At 45.5% G+C, this 17,163-nt stretch carries 13 protein-coding genes; 9 read left to right on the forward strand and 4 right to left on the reverse strand.

Annotation, left to right across the window (positions count from 1 at the left end; all coding sequences use genetic code 11):
• Position 1 precedes the first annotated feature (1 nt).
• Complete coding sequence (locus tag ARB69_RS28260; RefSeq protein ID WP_276508103.1) at positions 2 to 175, forward strand: Txe/YoeB family addiction module toxin; 174 nt, start codon at positions 2 to 4, stop codon at positions 173 to 175.
• A gap of 69 nt (positions 176 to 244) precedes the next feature.
• Here the strand turns inward: ARB69_RS28260 and ARB69_RS11915 are convergent, their stop codons facing one another.
• The 4 genes from ARB69_RS11915 to ARB69_RS11930 form a co-directional block, all read right to left on the reverse strand.
• Positions 245 to 988, reverse strand: a complete 744-nt coding sequence (locus ARB69_RS11915) for a YczE/YyaS/YitT family protein (protein ID WP_055153288.1) — start codon at positions 986 to 988, stop codon at positions 245 to 247.
• Positions 985 to 1,653 (reverse strand): Crp/Fnr family transcriptional regulator, encoded by a 669-nt coding sequence (locus ARB69_RS11920; protein WP_050640144.1) that lies wholly within the window; start codon positions 1,651 to 1,653, stop codon positions 985 to 987. The genes ARB69_RS11915 and ARB69_RS11920 overlap by 4 nt, the downstream gene beginning before the upstream one ends.
• Before the next feature lie 365 nt (positions 1,654 to 2,018).
• The gene (locus ARB69_RS11925) at positions 2,019 to 4,451 is read right to left on the reverse strand and encodes a pyruvate formate lyase family protein (protein ID WP_055153290.1); all 2,433 of its coding nucleotides are present in this window, start codon (positions 4,449 to 4,451) and stop codon (positions 2,019 to 2,021) included.
• Positions 4,452 to 4,551: 100 nt separating this feature from the next.
• Positions 4,552 to 5,463 carry a glycyl-radical enzyme activating protein gene (locus ARB69_RS11930; RefSeq protein WP_055153292.1) on the reverse strand — a complete coding sequence of 304 codons (912 nt, stop codon included), beginning with the start codon at positions 5,461 to 5,463 and terminating at the stop codon, positions 4,552 to 4,554.
• 376 nt (positions 5,464 to 5,839) lie between these two features.
• On the opposite strand from ARB69_RS11930, the gene ARB69_RS11935 reads away from it, so the two are divergent.
• The 8 genes from ARB69_RS11935 (at position 5,840) to ARB69_RS11970 (ending at position 17,157) form a co-directional block, all read left to right on the forward strand.
• Complete coding sequence (locus ARB69_RS11935; RefSeq protein ID WP_055153294.1) at positions 5,840 to 7,171, forward strand: ABC transporter substrate-binding protein; 1,332 nt, start codon at positions 5,840 to 5,842, stop codon at positions 7,169 to 7,171.
• A 133-nt stretch (positions 7,172 to 7,304) separates the two neighbouring features.
• Positions 7,305 to 8,177, forward strand: a complete 873-nt coding sequence (locus ARB69_RS11940; RefSeq protein ID WP_055153296.1) for a carbohydrate ABC transporter permease — start codon at positions 7,305 to 7,307, stop codon at positions 8,175 to 8,177.
• On the forward strand, positions 8,177 to 9,010 hold the full coding sequence (locus ARB69_RS11945; protein WP_055153298.1) for a carbohydrate ABC transporter permease: 834 nt from the start codon (positions 8,177 to 8,179) through the stop codon (positions 9,008 to 9,010). Before ARB69_RS11940 ends, ARB69_RS11945 begins: the two co-directional genes overlap by 1 nt.
• 46 nt (positions 9,011 to 9,056) lie before the next feature.
• Complete coding sequence (locus tag ARB69_RS11950; RefSeq protein WP_055153299.1) at positions 9,057 to 10,862, forward strand: cache domain-containing sensor histidine kinase; 1,806 nt, start codon at positions 9,057 to 9,059, stop codon at positions 10,860 to 10,862.
• A gap of 75 nt (positions 10,863 to 10,937) precedes the next feature.
• Positions 10,938 to 12,458 carry a response regulator transcription factor gene (locus ARB69_RS11955; RefSeq protein WP_055153301.1) on the forward strand — a complete coding sequence of 507 codons (1,521 nt, stop codon included), beginning with the start codon at positions 10,938 to 10,940 and terminating at the stop codon, positions 12,456 to 12,458.
• A 214-nt stretch (positions 12,459 to 12,672) separates the two neighbouring features.
• Positions 12,673 to 13,365: a glycoside hydrolase N-terminal domain-containing protein gene (locus tag ARB69_RS11960; RefSeq protein ID WP_055153303.1), complete on the forward strand. Its 693-nt coding sequence runs from the start codon at positions 12,673 to 12,675 to the stop codon at positions 13,363 to 13,365.
• 28 nt (positions 13,366 to 13,393) lie between these two features.
• The gene (locus tag ARB69_RS11965) at positions 13,394 to 15,130 is read left to right on the forward strand and encodes a glycosyl hydrolase family 95 catalytic domain-containing protein (protein ID WP_157355628.1); all 1,737 of its coding nucleotides are present in this window, start codon (positions 13,394 to 13,396) and stop codon (positions 15,128 to 15,130) included.
• A gap of 83 nt (positions 15,131 to 15,213) precedes the next feature.
• Positions 15,214 to 17,157: a glycoside hydrolase family 127 protein gene (locus ARB69_RS11970; RefSeq protein ID WP_055153307.1), complete on the forward strand. Its 1,944-nt coding sequence runs from the start codon at positions 15,214 to 15,216 to the stop codon at positions 17,155 to 17,157.
• Positions 17,158 to 17,163 lie beyond the last annotated feature (6 nt).

Below are 17,163 nucleotides of genomic sequence, written 5' to 3' on the forward strand. Positions count from 1 at the left end.
AATAGAAGCTAGATCTCGTAATGAAAAAGAAGGCGTCGGGAAACCAGAGCCATTGACAGGAAATTTGACAGAATTTTGGAGCAGACGTATGAATGACAAAAACAGGCTAATATATAAGATAGATGAAGAAAATGTATATATATTAGCCTGCCGCTATCATTATGGTGAGAACTAATCAGCTAGTTGGAACAGGAAATGAATCTGCCGGGCCTTTTACAGTGGAAAAGCCAACGGCTGTATTCAGTTATTTGCTGGCAGCCACAGCTTTTGTTTCTATTTCATCGTCGCCTTTATGTAGCCAGTCGGTAAGCGGTTTCCCAAAAGGCTTGGTCAGAAGTTTCACAATCTGTCCGATAGCAATGGCCGCAATGACCGTCCCTTCACGTACAACGACTCCGTCGCCGATAAAAGAGCTAAGGCCTCCTAAAAATGCGATCTGCAGGATGATAGCGATCACAACCATAGAAGTGTCTGCGATAGACTTACAGTTTCCAAAAGGTTTTCCTGTAACCGTTGCTATGGCTCCGGCAAAGCCCTCCGCCGGCATAGGAGGCCACTGGGGACGCAGGTATATAAAAACACCAAGGGCGCTGATGACCAGGCTGATTGCCAGATACAAAAGCTGCATGGGGTAATTCTGAGGGCGTGGGAAGTTGAGCAGCAGATGGCCGAAGGCATTTGGGTCAGTGCCTGTAAAGTCTATCAGCCAGCTAAAAATGAATGTAACAATAATACCCAGTGCGTTTGTTACTTTAAAGCGTTTCCGCAGGATAATGAGCTGCAGAACAACTAACAATATATAAATAATCATTGTTGTAACACCAAGGGTAAATCCCCAGATCTGTTCACATGCCCGGGGAATGGAACTTACCGGAGTAATTCCCAGATTTGACATCTTGGAAAAATTTACGCCTATAGAGATTAGAAATAAGCCAAATATATAACAAACAAATTGTTTTACTAAATTAACCGGTTTGGATTTTATCATACCGGATCCTCCTTTATATTTTCATTCATAAATAAATACACATTACCCGCGATTTCCTTTAAGCCTTCTTTGTCTAAAATATTAATTTGTTTTCCGGATTTTTCAATCAGCCCTTCATCACAAAAATTTTTAATACAATAGAAGAACTGCCGCTTGCTGATATTCGTCTGCAGGCAGATACTCTCAGCTTTTTCTTCAATATTAGTTCCATCTTTCGCTAGTTTTAAAATCCAGTAGGCCAGTACCTCATTCGAAGGGAACAGCATACGGAGCATCGCCAGCTTGTACATTTCGTACACACGGTCCGATGTCTTCAAATAGAAATACAGGGAAAAGTTCTTGTCACTTAACAGCTCCTTTTTGCAGGGGGTAAGCCTCAGCAGCTTACAGTCGGTGGCTGTCCGGACGCCGCAGTTAAAATTCATATTGCGCATTTGGGAGAATTTTCCTATAAATTCTCCGGGCCCTAATGAATCGACTAAGAATTCCCGTCCGTTAAAGTCCACAGTAAAGCACGAAACTTTACCCTCTAATATATAATACAATTCAATATCTTTCTGCTCCTCTAAAGGAATAAAAACAACTTTCTTTTTTAACTCAACAACTGTCAGCATTTCTAAAATATGCCTGGGTATAATTTCCTCTAATATATTCCCCGTGCTCATACTTAAACCTCACTCTCATACAAGTATAAAAACGAACCCTTATGAAGTACTGCAAAGCTATCTGTTTTTCGGGTCATTTTCAACTCGAATACAATAAATAGTTTCACTTTAGGAAAATGAAGTTCATTTTCCTATACAACCATACCCCTCACAAACTTCTGCGCCCATTATTTTGCAGCTTGCTGCGAACCCGCCCTGCAGGGGTATGCAATACGGGGGTGCACATTGGGTATATAATATTTGTAAGGGAACTGTATACTTATATTTTACACCAACAGCCAGACTTTTTGAAGCCCAGTACCTGCCGGCATATATACGCCGAAAGGCACTGGCTGTTGATTTTTTCGGTTTATTTAAATGGCAGCCTATAAGGAGAATTCCTGTTCTGATCGAAGAATCAATTCATCGTGAATTGTATCGGTAAGGTCTGTCCAGTACGCACTGTAACCTGCTACACGAACGATCAGATCTGTATAATTTTCCGGATGCTGTTTGGCGTCCTTCATAATTTCATTGCTGATCACATTGAACTGAATGTGCTTACCGCCTAGGTCATGTAAGTAAGTTCGAATCAGAGCATGCAGTTGTTCACGGCCTTCCATAGTCTTTAGAGACTCAGGAGTAAACCTCATATTGAACAGCACACCATATAACTCGGTATGGTCTACGCGGCCCGCTGATGCAATAACAGCCGCCGGGCCTTCGCAATCCGTTCCCTGTTTGGGAGATACAGCACCATCTGACATAGCTTCCCATGCGCAGCGTCCATCCGGAAGAGCTCCAGTCTTAGCTCCCGTTCCTGCATGGAATCCAAGGGAATGAGGCGCGACTTCAAAATGGTGCCCAAATGCGGAAGGAATCTGATACCATACATCTTCAATGATTCTGTAACCTTCATCTACAAGGTCGTCAACTTCAGCGATATCATTGCCATATTTAGGAAGAGCAGACAATTTTGCATGAAGCTCTTCATAACCTTCCCAGTTTGCATCAATAGCTGCCATTAATTCTTCTTTGCTGCAGATAGGATCCTCACAGAAGATATAATTTTTAAGAACATAAGCCACATTGCCGAAGTCCTGAACGCCTACCGGAACGATATACTGTGTATTATCATTATGAACCGCACCGCCCAGGCTGGTTACTTTACCACGCTTGATACAGTCATCTGTAAATGCAGACATCATAATATCCGGGAAGGATTCTACATGCTGGATACGGCATTGGCGGTTACTGCTTGCAGAATAATCCCCCCAGTATGCCCACTGTGCCTTGTATGCTTCAATAAACTCTTCATATGTCTTCATCTGAAAGAAATCACCTGTTTTAGGCCCGAGCTGCTTATTCATGCGGACATCATAACCGTTACGGAGTGCATATTCAAGCATCTTGCCACAGTTGATTACAATTGGCCATACAGAGCTGGTCTTACCGAGAACCCCATGAAGCACACATCCGCCGATGGCATAATCGCGGGCTTCCTGTACCGTGTACCCACGGCTGAGCAGATACTGAATACTGTTATCATCACCCATAAATGCCGGGAATCCCATGCCAAGTGCTACAATTTCCAGCGCACGTTCCATGAATTTTCTGTCAATGTTTGCATGGTAGCGGACGGAAAGGGTTGGGTGCGGTGTATGAACGCGCTCAGCAGCATCAAGCCACAGATAAGATAAACGGTTTGTTGCGTCGCGTCCTGTGATCGGATCAACACCACCAAGGATACAATTATGGAAATGTGACTCTGAACTTAAGTTTGGTGTCATGAGATCCGGCCAAAACTGGCGCTTGCCCATGACCTTGCACCGGAAGCATTCGAGAAGCTGTGTGGCATATTCTTCATCGATGTAGCCTGTTTCAATATCTGATTGGAAGCAGGGATATAAGAACTGGTCAACACGGCCAAAGCCCATTCCATATGTACGGGTATCATAGAAGATCATCAGGATTCCAAAATAGAATGACTGAAGAGCCTCCTGGAATGTTTCTGCCGGATACTCCGGAACCCGCATGCACACCCTTGCAATTTCCTCAAGTTCTGCCTTACGAATCGGATCTTTCTCCGCTGCCGCTTTTTCTGAAGCAAGTGCTGCATAACGATGTGCATATTCAATACTTCCTTCCAGCATTAACTTAAGTCCTAGCCAGAACTCATGAGCACGGTAATCCTCATCTGTTAAGATCACAAGTTTTTCAAGCTGCTCATCAATATCGGCAATTAGTCCTTTAACACCCTTTGATACGATTCTTGATATATCCGGTACATTCCATGCCTTTTCAGCATACACCTCTGATAGGAAGTTGCAGACCCACGCACCCTGCTCACCGACACTCTCTGCAAAAGCGACCTCCTCTTCACCAAGATACTTATACCACATTTCTTTACCGCCCGCATTTTGGAACTTATGGGCGATGTCTTTTGCCTGCTGCGCCTGTTCAGGGCTTTCGAATGCAAAGAATTTTCCGCTTCCCTTCCACCCATATTTATCGACATAATCACTGACCCATGTGGCAGCCAGGTCCGGGAACCACTCAGGCCCCATTGGCTTAGCACTGAAATCACCAACTAATAACTGCTCATCATCAATATAAATTGGGATATCTTTCAGTATTTTTGCAATGGAATATCCACGTTTACGATAAAATGAATATCCGGCGTATTCTTCATAGGCGTCTGCAAGAAGCTGGGCGCGTGCCATAGACATTGTCTGTGTATAGCGCAGAGGATTTAATCTTTCCCAAATAGTTTCACCACGAGTTTTTTCATGATATTGCTTATAGGTAACTTTTGTCATTTCATTTCCACCTTTCTCATATTGAACATTAATATCTATATTCTTACCTGACCAAGGGCCCTTTCGATCTGGCAAATAGAAACTGAATGGAATCACGCGTTTAAATAGATTCACGTATTGCATTTAATTCGGCCAGATATTCCTCTGACTGACGTTTATTTTTCGGCCAGATTCCCGGCATATCAAGACGGTCATATTTGTCTTCGCCAAGATTGTTATATCCTAAGAGTTCATGGCATTCTCCCGGGCTAAGTCCAAGCTCATCCCTAATGAAATGGGCAATTGCTGCAACTGATTCCGGAGAATCATTGAAGCCGGGGATCAGCGGTGTACGGAATTTCAGCTTTTTTCCCATCTTTACAAGACGCTTTGCATTTTCTAAGATTCTTTCGTTTGAAACTCTCGTCCCCATCATGTGTTGATCCTTGTCCATATGTTTCAAATCATACATGATAAAATCACAATGTTCTGCAATCGCCCTTACCGTTTCCCAGGGGAACGCCCCTTCCATTTCTACAGCAGTACGTATGCCTTCATCATGAGCGGCCTTTAAAAGATTGATTGTAAAATCCGGCTGCATTTCACAGGCTCCGCCTGAAATTGTCATGCCGCCCCCGGAATTACAAAATAAGTTGTAATCTCTCCTGACCTTATCGATGACCTGTTTCACGGTCATTGGTTCGCCTGCTACTGAGCGGGCTTTGTTGAAACATGCATCGACACAACTTCCGCATACAGTACAGAGTGAACGGTCTGTTACGACAGCGCCATCTGTAAAATAGACTGCTTTCTGCGGACAGGCCTGCACACATCGGCCGCATCCCGTGCACCGGTCCTTTTTGACCATTAGCACTGGTTTCAGGCTCTGCGATTCCGGATTCTGACACCAATAACAGCGAAGGGGACATCCCTTTAAGAAAACTGTTGTACGTACCCCCGGGCCGTCATGTGTAGAATACCTCTGAATATTAAAAACCTGCCCGACGAGTTCTGCGTTATATATCGTACTCATGTCACACCTCCTTTCTCTTAAAATTTATTTCTATTTTATTTACGTAATTATGCTGTTTTTAAGTTTAATTAACTGCTGCAATTGATTTGTATGTATGGCAGCATCAAATTTTTTATGGTCAAAGTGCCTTATGTGTTTCCGGATATTAGGTGTATTCTATAAGATTTAAACAAATATAAGAAGTGCAAACTGCGTCGTTCTGTATTTTTTTAAAAATTTTTTTCGGTCAATTGTTCAATATTATTAATCCTGCCGTTCATTTAATTCCATTTACTTATTTACAAACGAAAGCTAAAATAAACATAATGTAAATGAAAGTTCCGCGGAATATGAATGTACTTCGAAAAAACAGATTTTTTATAAGGAGGAAAGAGTTATGAAGAAAAAGTTAATGAAGGTTGCCGGAATGCTTCTGGCAGTGTCCCTTATAACCGCAGGCTGCGGTTCTTCGGCCGGCAGTTCTTCGGATGAGGGAAAAGAGAGCAGTGGGAATAAGAAGGCAGAAAGCGTCACCCTGACCGTGGAGGCAAGCCAGGAGATCGTAAATAATATCCCATATGCTTTCAGCGAAGAAAATATAGCGGCCTTTGAGGAACAATATCCGGAGATCAAGGTAGAGCTGGTGCTGAACCCGGATGCGCAGAACACATCGATCATTCAAACAAAGCTGGCTTCAGGACAGCCGTCAGATTTAGTTTGTTACAATAAGGTTTCCGCAGAGAATGAACTGGAAGTTGCGAAAAATTGTGTTGATTTATCGGACGAGCCGTTCGTGGAGAACCTTGCAGACAAAGAAATCCTGACGGCACCGGACGGGAAGATCTATGGGTTTGCATTTGCAGTGAAGACCGGCGGCATGGGGGTTGTATATAACAAAGATCTGTTTGAGGAAAAAGGGGTGCAAATTCCCAAGACATATGAGGAATTTCTGGCAGCCTGCGAAAATTTAAAAGCACAGGGAATTACGCCGTTTTACGGGCCATTTAAAGATGTGTGGACATTCCAGATGTGGACGACCTCAACCTGGGGTTATTATGCAGCCAAATCTGAGCCGGATCTGTGGGACCGCCTGAATGCTAACGAGATTGGCTGGGACGAGGTACCCGCATTCAGGGAGAGCCTGGAGAAAGCATATGATCTGTATAAAGACGGATATATGCAGAGCACGGTACTTTCCGACGATTACAACAGCATACCGGCGGCAATGAGCAGCGGCGATTATGCCATGACAGTGGGCTCAAATACCACGGTAAGGGATTTACTGAATGCTTATCCGGATATTCAGTTTGATATGTTCCCCTATCCTGTATATGAGGGGGAGGACGAATATCTTACCATCAGCCAGCTGGATGCAGAGTTCTTTATTCCAAAAGATGCAAAGCATATCGAGGAGGCAAAGAAGTTTCTGAACTTCATGGCACAGCCCGAGCAATGCGATACGGCTCAGAAGGCAGCCTCTTTTGTTCCGAACGTAAAAGGTGCCAAGGAACCTGAATTTGACGAATTTGAAGGACGTTTATATGAAGAATACAATAAGACAGGGAAGACAGTATTGGAAATGAATGCCTATATGAAGGTTGACTTAAACGATCTCTGGGTATATTTCCAGGATATGTTTGCGGGAGCGAAGACACCGGAAGAAGTGCTTTCTTCCTGGGATGCTACTTTTGAAGAACTGATGAAGTCAAAAGGCATAGAAAATTTCTAAACCGAAAAACGAATATAAGGCACCGGACAGTCCGGAAGGAGCGTATGAAAGGCGGGCTTCTGTCAGACTGGGCGGTGCCTTTCTTCTTAATTTCCTTCGATATAATCATGATAGAAAGGCAAGGGGCATCACAATGCGACGGACCAGACACTTATATACATATCTGCTAATCCTGCCGGCACTGCTGATATTTGGAATCTTTTTTGTGGTACCCAGCATCTACGGAATATACTATTCCCTGACAGACTGGACGATAGGGAAGGATACCATCAGTTTTGTGGGGCTTGAGAATTATAAGACGATTTTTCAAAGCGGTGAACTGAAACATGCCATATATAATACCTTCGTATACGCCATTATTGTGGTGATCGGGAAAAATGTCAATGGGCTTCTGCTGGCGCTGGCGGTAAACACAAAGACAAAACTGCGCGGATATTTCCGGGTGATTTTCTTTCTGCCATGCGTGATCTCTACGATCATCATTGGGCTTGTGTTTGTGCCCATTTTACATCCTAACGGAATTCTGAATGAATTTCTGGGGCATGTGGGCCTTCAGGCCCTGCAGCAGGAATGGCTGGTGGATACCAGGATCGTGATGGTCTCCATAGCGGGGGTGTCAATCTGGCAGTGGAGCGGGTATCATATGGTTGTTTATCTCGCCGGCCTGCAGGCAATACCGGCGTCTTATTATGAAGCGGCGAAGATAGACGGGGCCAGCGCCCTGCAGAGGTTTACGAATATTACGTTTCCGATGCTGGCCCCTGCATTTAATATTAATATGCTGTTAAGCCTGATCGGGGGGCTTAAGGTATTCAGCGAGCCTTATGCACTTACGAACGGAGGACCCGGAAATGCGTCTCAGGTAATTGCACTGGAAGTGTTCTCTAAGTTTGGAAGAGGCCAATGGGGGCTGGGCACCGCATTGAATGTTACGCTGGCGGTTTTCGTCTCGATTATCTGTATTCCGGTGCTATATAATATGCGGAAAAGGGAGGTGGAGGAATAATGTATGGCAGAAAAAAAGAGAAAATAACGAAGGTACTTCTGCAGATCGTGCTGATTCTGATTTCTTTGGTTATTGTGATTCCGCTTCTGATTATGCTGCTGGGGGCTTTTAAGAATTCGGCAGAAGTAACAGCGTTTGATCTGACACTTCCGGAGCAATGGCTGGTGGAAAATTTTAAAACCGTCTTTGAACAGGGGAAATTACTGCTGGCATTTAAGAACAGTATTCTGATCACCATAGCTTCCACCGTGATCACAATATTCACAAGCTCACTGGCATCCTTTATTCTTGCCCGGCGAAAGACCAGGTTTTCCAGATTCTTGTATTATTTTTTCTTTATCGGCACGATTATCCCGATGCAGATTATGCCTACGATTCGTTTATTTACGGTGCTGGATATCTATGGCGGTTATCTGAATGTTATCATTTTATATACGGCGATCAACATCCCCTTCAGCTGTTTTCTGTACACCGGATTTATACGGGGGATTCCGGGGGTGCTGGATGAATCCGCATTTATCGAGGGGGCATCCACACTGCAGACGTATTTCTATATCATACTTCCGCTCCTGAAATCATGTAATATCACCGTATTGATTCTTCTGTTCACAGGAATATGGAATGAAATCAATATTCCGCTTTACTTCTTAAACGACCCGGCAAAGAGGACGCTGCCCCTTTCTGTGTATCAGTTTTTCGGAATGTATGGGGGGAGTAACTGGAATCTGGTGTTTGCAGACCTGACACTAGCGGCGCTGCCGGTGATCCTGCTGTTTTTGTTTATGCAGAAGCAATTTATCAGCGGTCTGACAGAAGGAGCGGTAAAAGGCTGATGTTTGACTTTTCAGTGTTATTTGGGATAATAAAGGAGGAACAGTCATGCAGACCAGGAGGAGAGAGATCAGTATGAATTTTAAGTTCAGGACAAAACTATATGTCGTATTTTCTGTTATTATCTTATTTGCAGCAGCATCTTTCAGCCTGTTTATCCGAATGCACATCTTTAAACAGATGGAAGAAGAGTCAGCCCATAATGATATGCAGCTATGCATAAAAATATCCGAAAATGTAGACACCTATATCGAAAAAATGGATGATATTACGAAAAAACTGATCTCAAATCCGGGACTTCTGCAGATTATGCGGGAGGTGAAAAACAATCCCAAAGCACTGTCGGACTATGAGGAATTAAAGAGGAACCGAGAAATCGCAGCCATTGTTTCCAATGCGATTACGCTGACCTCTTTTCCTCATGTCAATGTATATCTTTACAGTCAGGATGGTTCTTTTTCTTATATATACAACCAGCACAAAAGCAATTTTGAATCTGCCCTTACAATGGAGGATAATGGAGAAAAACTGGGGAGGAAGGAGCTTGTTATCTATGCGGATCATGACAGCGGCGCCCCGGATGAACAGGGTGCAACGATATCATTTATCCGTGCGGTCTTTGATGTAAGCGCCAACAGATATGGTTATATTGAGGTGCAGTCAGATTATAAGAAGCTGGATGAAATCTGCAACATTAACCATATAGGCAATGTATTTCTTTTGAATGATAAAGACGATATCGTATATCCGTCCAGTTCCGTTTCTGCAGAGGAGAGCGGTTTATTAAAAAGAAATTTGGCACAAAAGAATAAAAGCGGTGTATTTAGCCTGGAAAACCATATGTACTTTTATGCCTCATCAGATTATTCGGGGATCACGACTTATATACAGTATCCAAAAGATACGATATATTCCTCAATGAAATTACTGCAGCATACTACAATTATCTTTTTTGTGTGCGTGACGGCTGCTGCAATTCTGATGGTAGTTGTATTTTCGCGGATGCTGGTAAAGCCTCTCCAGGAACTGCGCAACAGCGTATTGAAGGTTACCTATGAGAATATGGGGCTGAATCTGGAGGATGTCTCTAATAATGAAATTATCGAGCTTAAAGATGCGTTCCAGAAGATATTGGATGATCTGAAATTAGCGGCTTTCAGAGAAATCGAGTCCAATAAGGCGGAGGCAGGGGCGAGGCTTTCTGCCCTGCAGGCGCAGATTTCCCCGCATTTTATCCATAATGTTCTGTATTCGATCAGCATCTCTGCAAGAGAAGGCCGCACAGAGGACGCACAGGCCATGTGCAAACAGCTTTCGGACATGCTGCGCTATACGGTGAATTCCAATGCACATACGGTAACACTTGGAGAGGAGATACAATACATTACAAATTATCTTGCACTTCAGAAGCAGTACTATGAAGATTTCCTGCAATATCAGATTGAGGTGCAGGAGGAGGCGCGTTCCATCCTGATCCCCAGGCTTTGTATACTTCCATTTGTAGAAAATGCCATACAGCATGCTTTTGAGGGACAAAAGCCGCCCTATCATATCTGTGTAACGGCAATCGCCAGCGACGGGAAATGGAGAGTTGAGGTCAGAGACAATGGGAGAGGATTTTCAAGGGATAAAATTAAAGAGATCGAAAACAGGATGAAAGAAGAAAGCCTGGTCATCAATATGGAAGACAGCCCTGAGGGGGAACCAGGCATGGGAGGATTGGGGATTCTGAACACACTCCTTCGGCTGAGAATCTTTTTTGCGGGAGATTTTGAATTCAGTATCAAGAATAATTCTCCGGCAGAAGGCGCTGCAGTCTGTCTGGGCGGCAGATTCATATCTGAGGATGAGTAGTGTCTAATAAGTTATGGAAAACGCAAATACTAACAAAAGGGGTCTGACCCCTTTGCACAGGGGGAGGGATGAAACATGTATAAGTTTCTTGTTGCGGAGGACAGCAAAGTCATCTTAAGAGACATTGTCCATCTCATAAATGAAGCGGGCTATGATTCCGTTATTAAAACGGCATATGACGGGGAAACTGCTCTGGAGCTTTTAAAAGACTTTGAGCCGGATATCATCTTTACGGACATCAAAATGCCGGTCATAGACGGGCTGACACTCATCCAGAAGGCCAAGGCGCTTTATCCGGGGGTTAAAAGCGTTATTATCAGTGGATATGCAGACTTTACCTTTACCCACGAGGCTCTGATGCTGCAGGTAGACGACTATATCATGAAGCCTGTGGATGCAGGGGAGTTTGCAGTGATTTTAAAGAAGCTGACCATGAAGGCGGACAGCAAAAAGGTAGAGGAGGAAGAATCCGCCCTGCAAAAGATGATTCAGGAAGGCATTGGAGCAGAGGAGAGCGGATTCCCGGGACGTTACATGCTCTCTTTGGTACGGGTAGGGCTTTTTCAGCAGTATGCGGCGCCCTTATCAAAGGAACTGGTCAAAGAAATCATGACAGAGAACAAGGCGGGGCCGGATGTTCGGACAGCAAACACCAGACTGAACAGTGAAAAAATCTTGATGTTTAATCTGGAAAGGAGTTCCCCAAAGAGGATTATGCTGTTAAATAATTTACTTTTATCGGAACTGCGGAAGAAGTATACACGCGTTAATATTATCTGTTCGGGCTGTCTTACGGATATTACCCAGCTTCATATGCAGTATACGCATCTCTCTAACCGGCTGGGAAGAATGGTGATGCTGGACTGCAGCAAAGTCTTTGAGGATGAGAAGTATACGGAGGTGAGAGAGCGCTATATCCGGCAGAAAGAGGAGATCGAAGTATTCCGCAGGAAAATAGAATGGATTCTGAAAAATAAGGCTGCAGATGATTACCACAAAGAAATCCATAAGAATATTCTTTCCTGGGAAGAAAAGCATTATACCGTGGTGGTACTGCGGAAATTCCTTTTGGCGCTGCTGGATGAAATGTTCGCGGCAGCAGGCGGGAATGGAGAACTGGCGGATGAGCCGGGTACGTTGGCGGATCAGATACTGAATGACTGCAGAAGGTACGGGGAACTGGAAGAATGCCTGCAGGGGTACGGCGAATTTATGTCGGCCTCAAAAGAGGACAAAAGCGGAGTATCGATGGAGGCTGCGTACAAATTGGCCGAATATATGCAGGCGAATCTGTATAAGAACTTATCTCTGCAGGAAATAGCGGATTATTTTGATATCTCGCCGTCCTATATCTGCAGGCTGTTTAAAGTATATTACAGTGATACCCCGATCAGTTATTATAACAGGCTTAAAATCAATGAAGCAAAAATGATGCTGGAGGAATACGAGAACATACGGGTGAAGGATATTGCAGAGATGCTGGGGTTCAGTGATCAGTATTACTTCAGTAAAGTGTTTAAACAGCAGTATGGAGTCAGTCCAATCGTGTATAAGTCGCAGATGCAAAAGGATATTGCGGACGAAACGGGCGGCTGAAGATAAAGCTTGAGACTGCCGGAAAAAGTGGGCCTTAGCGCAGTGGGCCGATACGTTCAAAATATTCCCTCCCTCAGTCTATGATATTCCATTTACCATCAGCCCTGCGGGACGTATAATCTGTTCATAAAACCTAGCGATCCATCCGGCATCGGACGCCGGCAGGCACGAGAGGAAATTCTGAATCATATGAAGAGAGGACAAGGAGGATTTTATGAGCAGTTATGGTATGAAAGCAGTGGAATTTGCCCTGAAATATCCACCCATGGGAATTGAAAAAAGACGAGAGCTTCTCCCTTATAAAAGTGTGAGCAGCCTGTATCCGGCTAAGGCGGATGAAGATGTTCTGGTGACTGCAAACGGGAGGCAGAGAATTGATATTGTGGGGGACCCTTATCATGAACGCGTAATTTACCGCCGTGAAAGGATCATGGATATGCGCTGGAAGGACACTCCAGAGCCGCCGGATGTGGCTTATGCGATCCCGGAAGCGAGAAATTATCTGAAACAGGGGAAGTTTGAAGAGGCTGCAAGGGTGATGGACGAAGCAACGAAAGCAGCGGGGTATGATCAGTGGATAGACAGCCGCCCCTTTGGCGTTGAATTTCCGCGCCTGCATCCGCGTCTCCATTCGGTGATTGAGCTGCTGACCGAAATCGAAGAAGGAAAGGAGCGCTGCGATTATCTGCGGTATCTTGATATGATGTTGGGAGAAGCAGTGGTGCGCATACAGGACGAAAAAGGAGGCGTTCTCCGCAGGTCTTTCGTTTCCTTTGATAAAGAGGCGGTTGTGCAAAAAACAGAGCGCCTGAATAAAGAGCAGTTTGATATGAACATACGCTTTGTTGCACCGGGGGGGGTACGATCTTCCCGACCATTTCGACCAGTTTGTGCTTGTTACCTATAACGATATGTATCGGATAGAAGGCAGCGATGTGGAAATCAAGACAACGCCCGAAAGCTGCACGGTATCATTGGCATATGACCCGCAGTTCGGTGAACGTGGGTACTGCTGCTGTTCTGTGATCCGCACGGATGGAAAGGTGTCCTGCAGAGAGGGCGGTTATCTGCAGGTGGAGGGAGCAAAGGAGATCACCATTATTTCCCGGACCGTAAAATATGAAGAAGCATACCGCCATTCTCTGGCAGAGCAGGTGCTGGAGGAAGTGAACCAAATCCAGGATTCCTATGAAGATATGCTGGCGGCAAACCGGGCATATCTGGAGCCTTTGATGGAACGCTCCGTGATACGGCTTGACGGGGATTGGGCTATGGCGGCAGAGGAACTGCTCAACGAACAGCACGGCGGCGGTGAGTTAAGTGCTATGATGCTGGAAAAGCTGTACGATATGGGACGTTTCTTTATGATAACGGACACCGGAGATGATCCGCCGTCCCTGTTCCAGCATAATATTAATACCAACCTGCAGGTGTGTTCCGGGAACATGACAGGGCTGCCTGAAATCATGGATACATATTTCAAATTCTACGAGGACAAATTCGATGACTTCCGCCTGAATGCAGAGCGTTTCTACGGAGCGAGGGGTGTACTTGGAAACATTCACTGTGATTATAATTCAGGTAAGTTCTATCAGTTTTCAATTGTATATCCACATTACTGCTGGACCGCATGTCTGGGATGGATATATAACGAGTTCTGGGGGCACTATCTGGTGACAGGTGACAAAGAATTCCTGCGTGAACGTATTGTCCCGGGACTGAAGGAAATCGCATTATTTTATGAAGACTATCTCTCTGATGTGGATGAAAATGGAAAGGTAATGTTCTATCCGAGTTATTCGCCGGAAGATCCTTCTATGAATGATTATCACGTACCCTTCCCGAAGGACGTCTATGCAATGAATGTGAATTCGCTGATGGATGTGATGGTATGCAGAGAGGTACTGGATAACCTGATGGAGGCGTGTGAGGTTCTTGGCCTGGACGAACCGGATCTTCCGAAATGGAAAGCGCTCAGGGGCAGGCTGCCGGACTATCTGATGGATGAGGACGGGGCGATTAAGGAGTGGTCCTTCAAGTATTCAGGGGAAAACTATGATCACAGGCACGTCTCCCACCATTATGATATCTGGCCGGGGAGGGCTGTCTCACCGGAGAAAACGCCGGAGCTTGTAAAGCCGTTTATCCTTTCCAACCGGAAACGGGGGCATCAGGATGATTCTGCCCATGGCGTCATCCATCGGTATTTTACGGCGGTAAGGCTGGGCGATCTGCCGGATGCCATGCATAACCTCCGTACCCTGATGGAGCACGGCTACGTAACACGTACATTGAACACTGTGCACTATCCATACCGGGTATTCTGTCCGGACCTGCTGGGGGCTATGCCGGCAATTGTCCTGGAAATGCTGGTATATTCCGATGAAGGTTTTATAAAGCTGCTGCCTGCAGTTCCCGGGGATTTAAGCAAAGGAAATCTGGAAGGAATGTGGCTTTATACATTTGCTAAGATTGAGAAGATGAGCTGGGATATGGATGCCGGAAAAGCGGAGGTTGAAATATTTAGTATGGAAGACCAGGTGATTTATGTTTCTTTCCCGGTGGGCTACAAGGAGATGCGGGTTGACGGGAAGCTGTATGATAAAGACGAAAATGGAGCCGATATAGAATTTAAAAAGAATGCAGTGGTTCATTTAGAATATTTATTCTGAGCAAAGGGCACCCCGTAATGCATGCCCCTGTGGGACGGGTTTGCAGCAAGCTGCAAATTAATGTATGAAAAAGGAGGCGGAATATGGAACGGCTGGAAATATGCAGACCGGCAGAAATAAAAGAGGTACAGATTCAGGATACTTTCTGGTCACAGTATATGGAATTAGTAAGGGATACGGTGATTCCCTATCAGTGGGAGATTCTGAACGACCGGGTGCCGGACGTTGAGCGAAGCCATGCGGTTCGGAATTTTAAAATTGCAGCAGGCATGGACAAAGGCTGTTTTTATGGGGAGGTGTTCCAGGACAGCGACCTGGCAAAATGGCTGGAGGCTGCGTCATACTGTCTGGAGAGCGCTCCGGAGCCTGAGCTGGAAGCCGTCATGGATGAGGTGATTGATCTTATAGCCGCGGCCCAGCAGGAGAATGGGTATCTGGATACCTATTTTTCGATAGGGAATCAGGAAAAGGAATGGACCAATCTGTATGAATGCCATGAGATGTATTGCGCCGGACATATGATGGAGGCGGCGGCTGCCTATTACAGAGCGACAGGAAAGAGAAAGCTGCTGGACGTGATGTGCAGATGTGCGGATCATATTGCGGAACATTTCAGGAAAGGGGGACAGAAGGGGTATCCGGGCCATCAGGAGATAGAACTTGCGCTGGTTAAACTATATGAAGCGACGGATAACAGGGAGTATCTGGAGCTAAGCTGTTATTTTTTGGAGGAGCGTGGCAGGGAACCGAATTATTTCGTATGGGAATGGGAGAATTTACGCCAAAAATGTTCCTTTAAGACAAACCTGCCGGTGGAGAGTCCTGACCTGGTTTATAACCAGTCACATTTGCCTGTGCATGACCAGACTTCGGCAGCAGGCCATGCAGTCAGGGCAATGTATATGTATGCGGCAATGGCGGATGTGGCAAGGGCCGCAGGCAGCAGGGAAATGTACCAGTCATGCAGACGGCTCTGGGAAAATGTGGTGGAACGGCAGATGTATATTACCGGGGCGATAGGCTCCACGCGGACAGGAGAGGCTTTCACCGCGGATTATGACCTGCCCAATGAGACAGCATATGCGGAGACGTGCGCCTCCATCGGATTGATCTTTTTTGCGCATCGAATGCAGATGATAGAGGCAGACGGGATATATGGGGATGTTATGGAAAAGGCATTATATAATGTAGTTCTAAGCTCCATGTCGCGTGACGGAAGACATTTCTTCTATGTGAATCCGCAGGAAGTCTGGCCTCTGGCTAATGAAAAGAATCCGGACCGGAGGCATGTGCAAACAAAACGCCAGAAATGGTTTGGCTGTGCGTGCTGTCCGCCTAATATCGCAAGACTGCTCTCTTCTCTGGGAAAATACGTGTATTCCTATGGAAAACATACGCTGTACGTCCATCTCTATATAGCCGGGGAAGCAAGGATAAAAACAGGCCATGGTGAATTCTTCGTACGGCAGAACGGCAATTATCCGTGGGACGGTGATATCCGGCTTACGTTGTGTTCAGTGCCGGATGCGGACAGCAGGATTGGGGTGCGGATCCCGGGATGGTGCCGTGAGTTTGAAATACGGCAGAATGGAAAAAAGGTAGAATGCCGGGTGGAAAAGGGGTATGCATATCTTGAAAATGGCATCCGGGCGGGAGATGAGATACATCTGCTGTTCTTTATGGCCGCAGAACTGATCCAGGCAAATCCAAAGGTTCGGGCAGATGCCGGAAAGGCTGCAATTCAAAGAGGGCCGGTTGTGTACTGTCTGGAAGAGGAAGACAACGGAAGCAATCTTTCGGCAATTCGGTTAGATACGGACTGTGGACTGCAGATTGCTGAAACTGTACTGCCCGGCGGCATACCAGCAATTACGGCAAAGGGATATCGTACGGAAGAAGACGGATGGGCGGCGGGGCTCTACCGGCCATATATACGGCAGGAGAACGAAGTGACAGTAAAAGCGGTACCCTATTTCCTCTGGGGGAACAGAGAGCCGGGCGAAATGCTGGTGTGGGTGCGCGTGTAAAGGAGG

This window comes from Faecalicatena contorta (genome assembly GCF_001404335.1).
Classification (GTDB): Bacteria; Bacillota; Clostridia; order Lachnospirales; family Lachnospiraceae; genus Faecalicatena; species Faecalicatena contortus_B.

Bases quoted from the DNA above. Each gene is read 5' to 3' on its own strand.
- ARB69_RS11945 (WP_055153298.1), top strand. From the start codon at position 8,177: ATGTATGGCAGAAAAAAAGAGAAAATAACGAAGGTACTTCTGCAGATC.
- ARB69_RS11955 (WP_055153301.1), top strand. From the start codon at position 10,938: ATGTATAAGTTTCTTGTTGCGGAGGACAGCAAAGTCATCTTAAGAGAC.
- ARB69_RS11950 (WP_055153299.1), top strand. From the start codon at position 9,057: ATGCAGACCAGGAGGAGAGAGATCAGTATGAATTTTAAGTTCAGGACA.
- ARB69_RS11920 (WP_050640144.1), bottom strand. From the start codon at position 1,653: ATGAGCACGGGGAATATATTAGAGGAAATTATACCCAGGCATATTTTA.
- ARB69_RS11960 (WP_055153303.1), top strand. From the start codon at position 12,673: ATGAGCAGTTATGGTATGAAAGCAGTGGAATTTGCCCTGAAATATCCA.
- ARB69_RS11925 (WP_055153290.1), bottom strand. From the start codon at position 4,451: ATGACAAAAGTTACCTATAAGCAATATCATGAAAAAACTCGTGGTGAA.
- ARB69_RS11935 (WP_055153294.1), top strand. From the start codon at position 5,840: ATGAAGAAAAAGTTAATGAAGGTTGCCGGAATGCTTCTGGCAGTGTCC.
- ARB69_RS11940 (WP_055153296.1), top strand. From the start codon at position 7,305: ATGCGACGGACCAGACACTTATATACATATCTGCTAATCCTGCCGGCA.
- ARB69_RS11970 (WP_055153307.1), top strand. From the start codon at position 15,214: ATGGAACGGCTGGAAATATGCAGACCGGCAGAAATAAAAGAGGTACAG.
- ARB69_RS11915 (WP_055153288.1), bottom strand. From the start codon at position 988: ATGATAAAATCCAAACCGGTTAATTTAGTAAAACAATTTGTTTGTTAT.
- ARB69_RS11930 (WP_055153292.1), bottom strand. From the start codon at position 5,463: ATGAGTACGATATATAACGCAGAACTCGTCGGGCAGGTTTTTAATATT.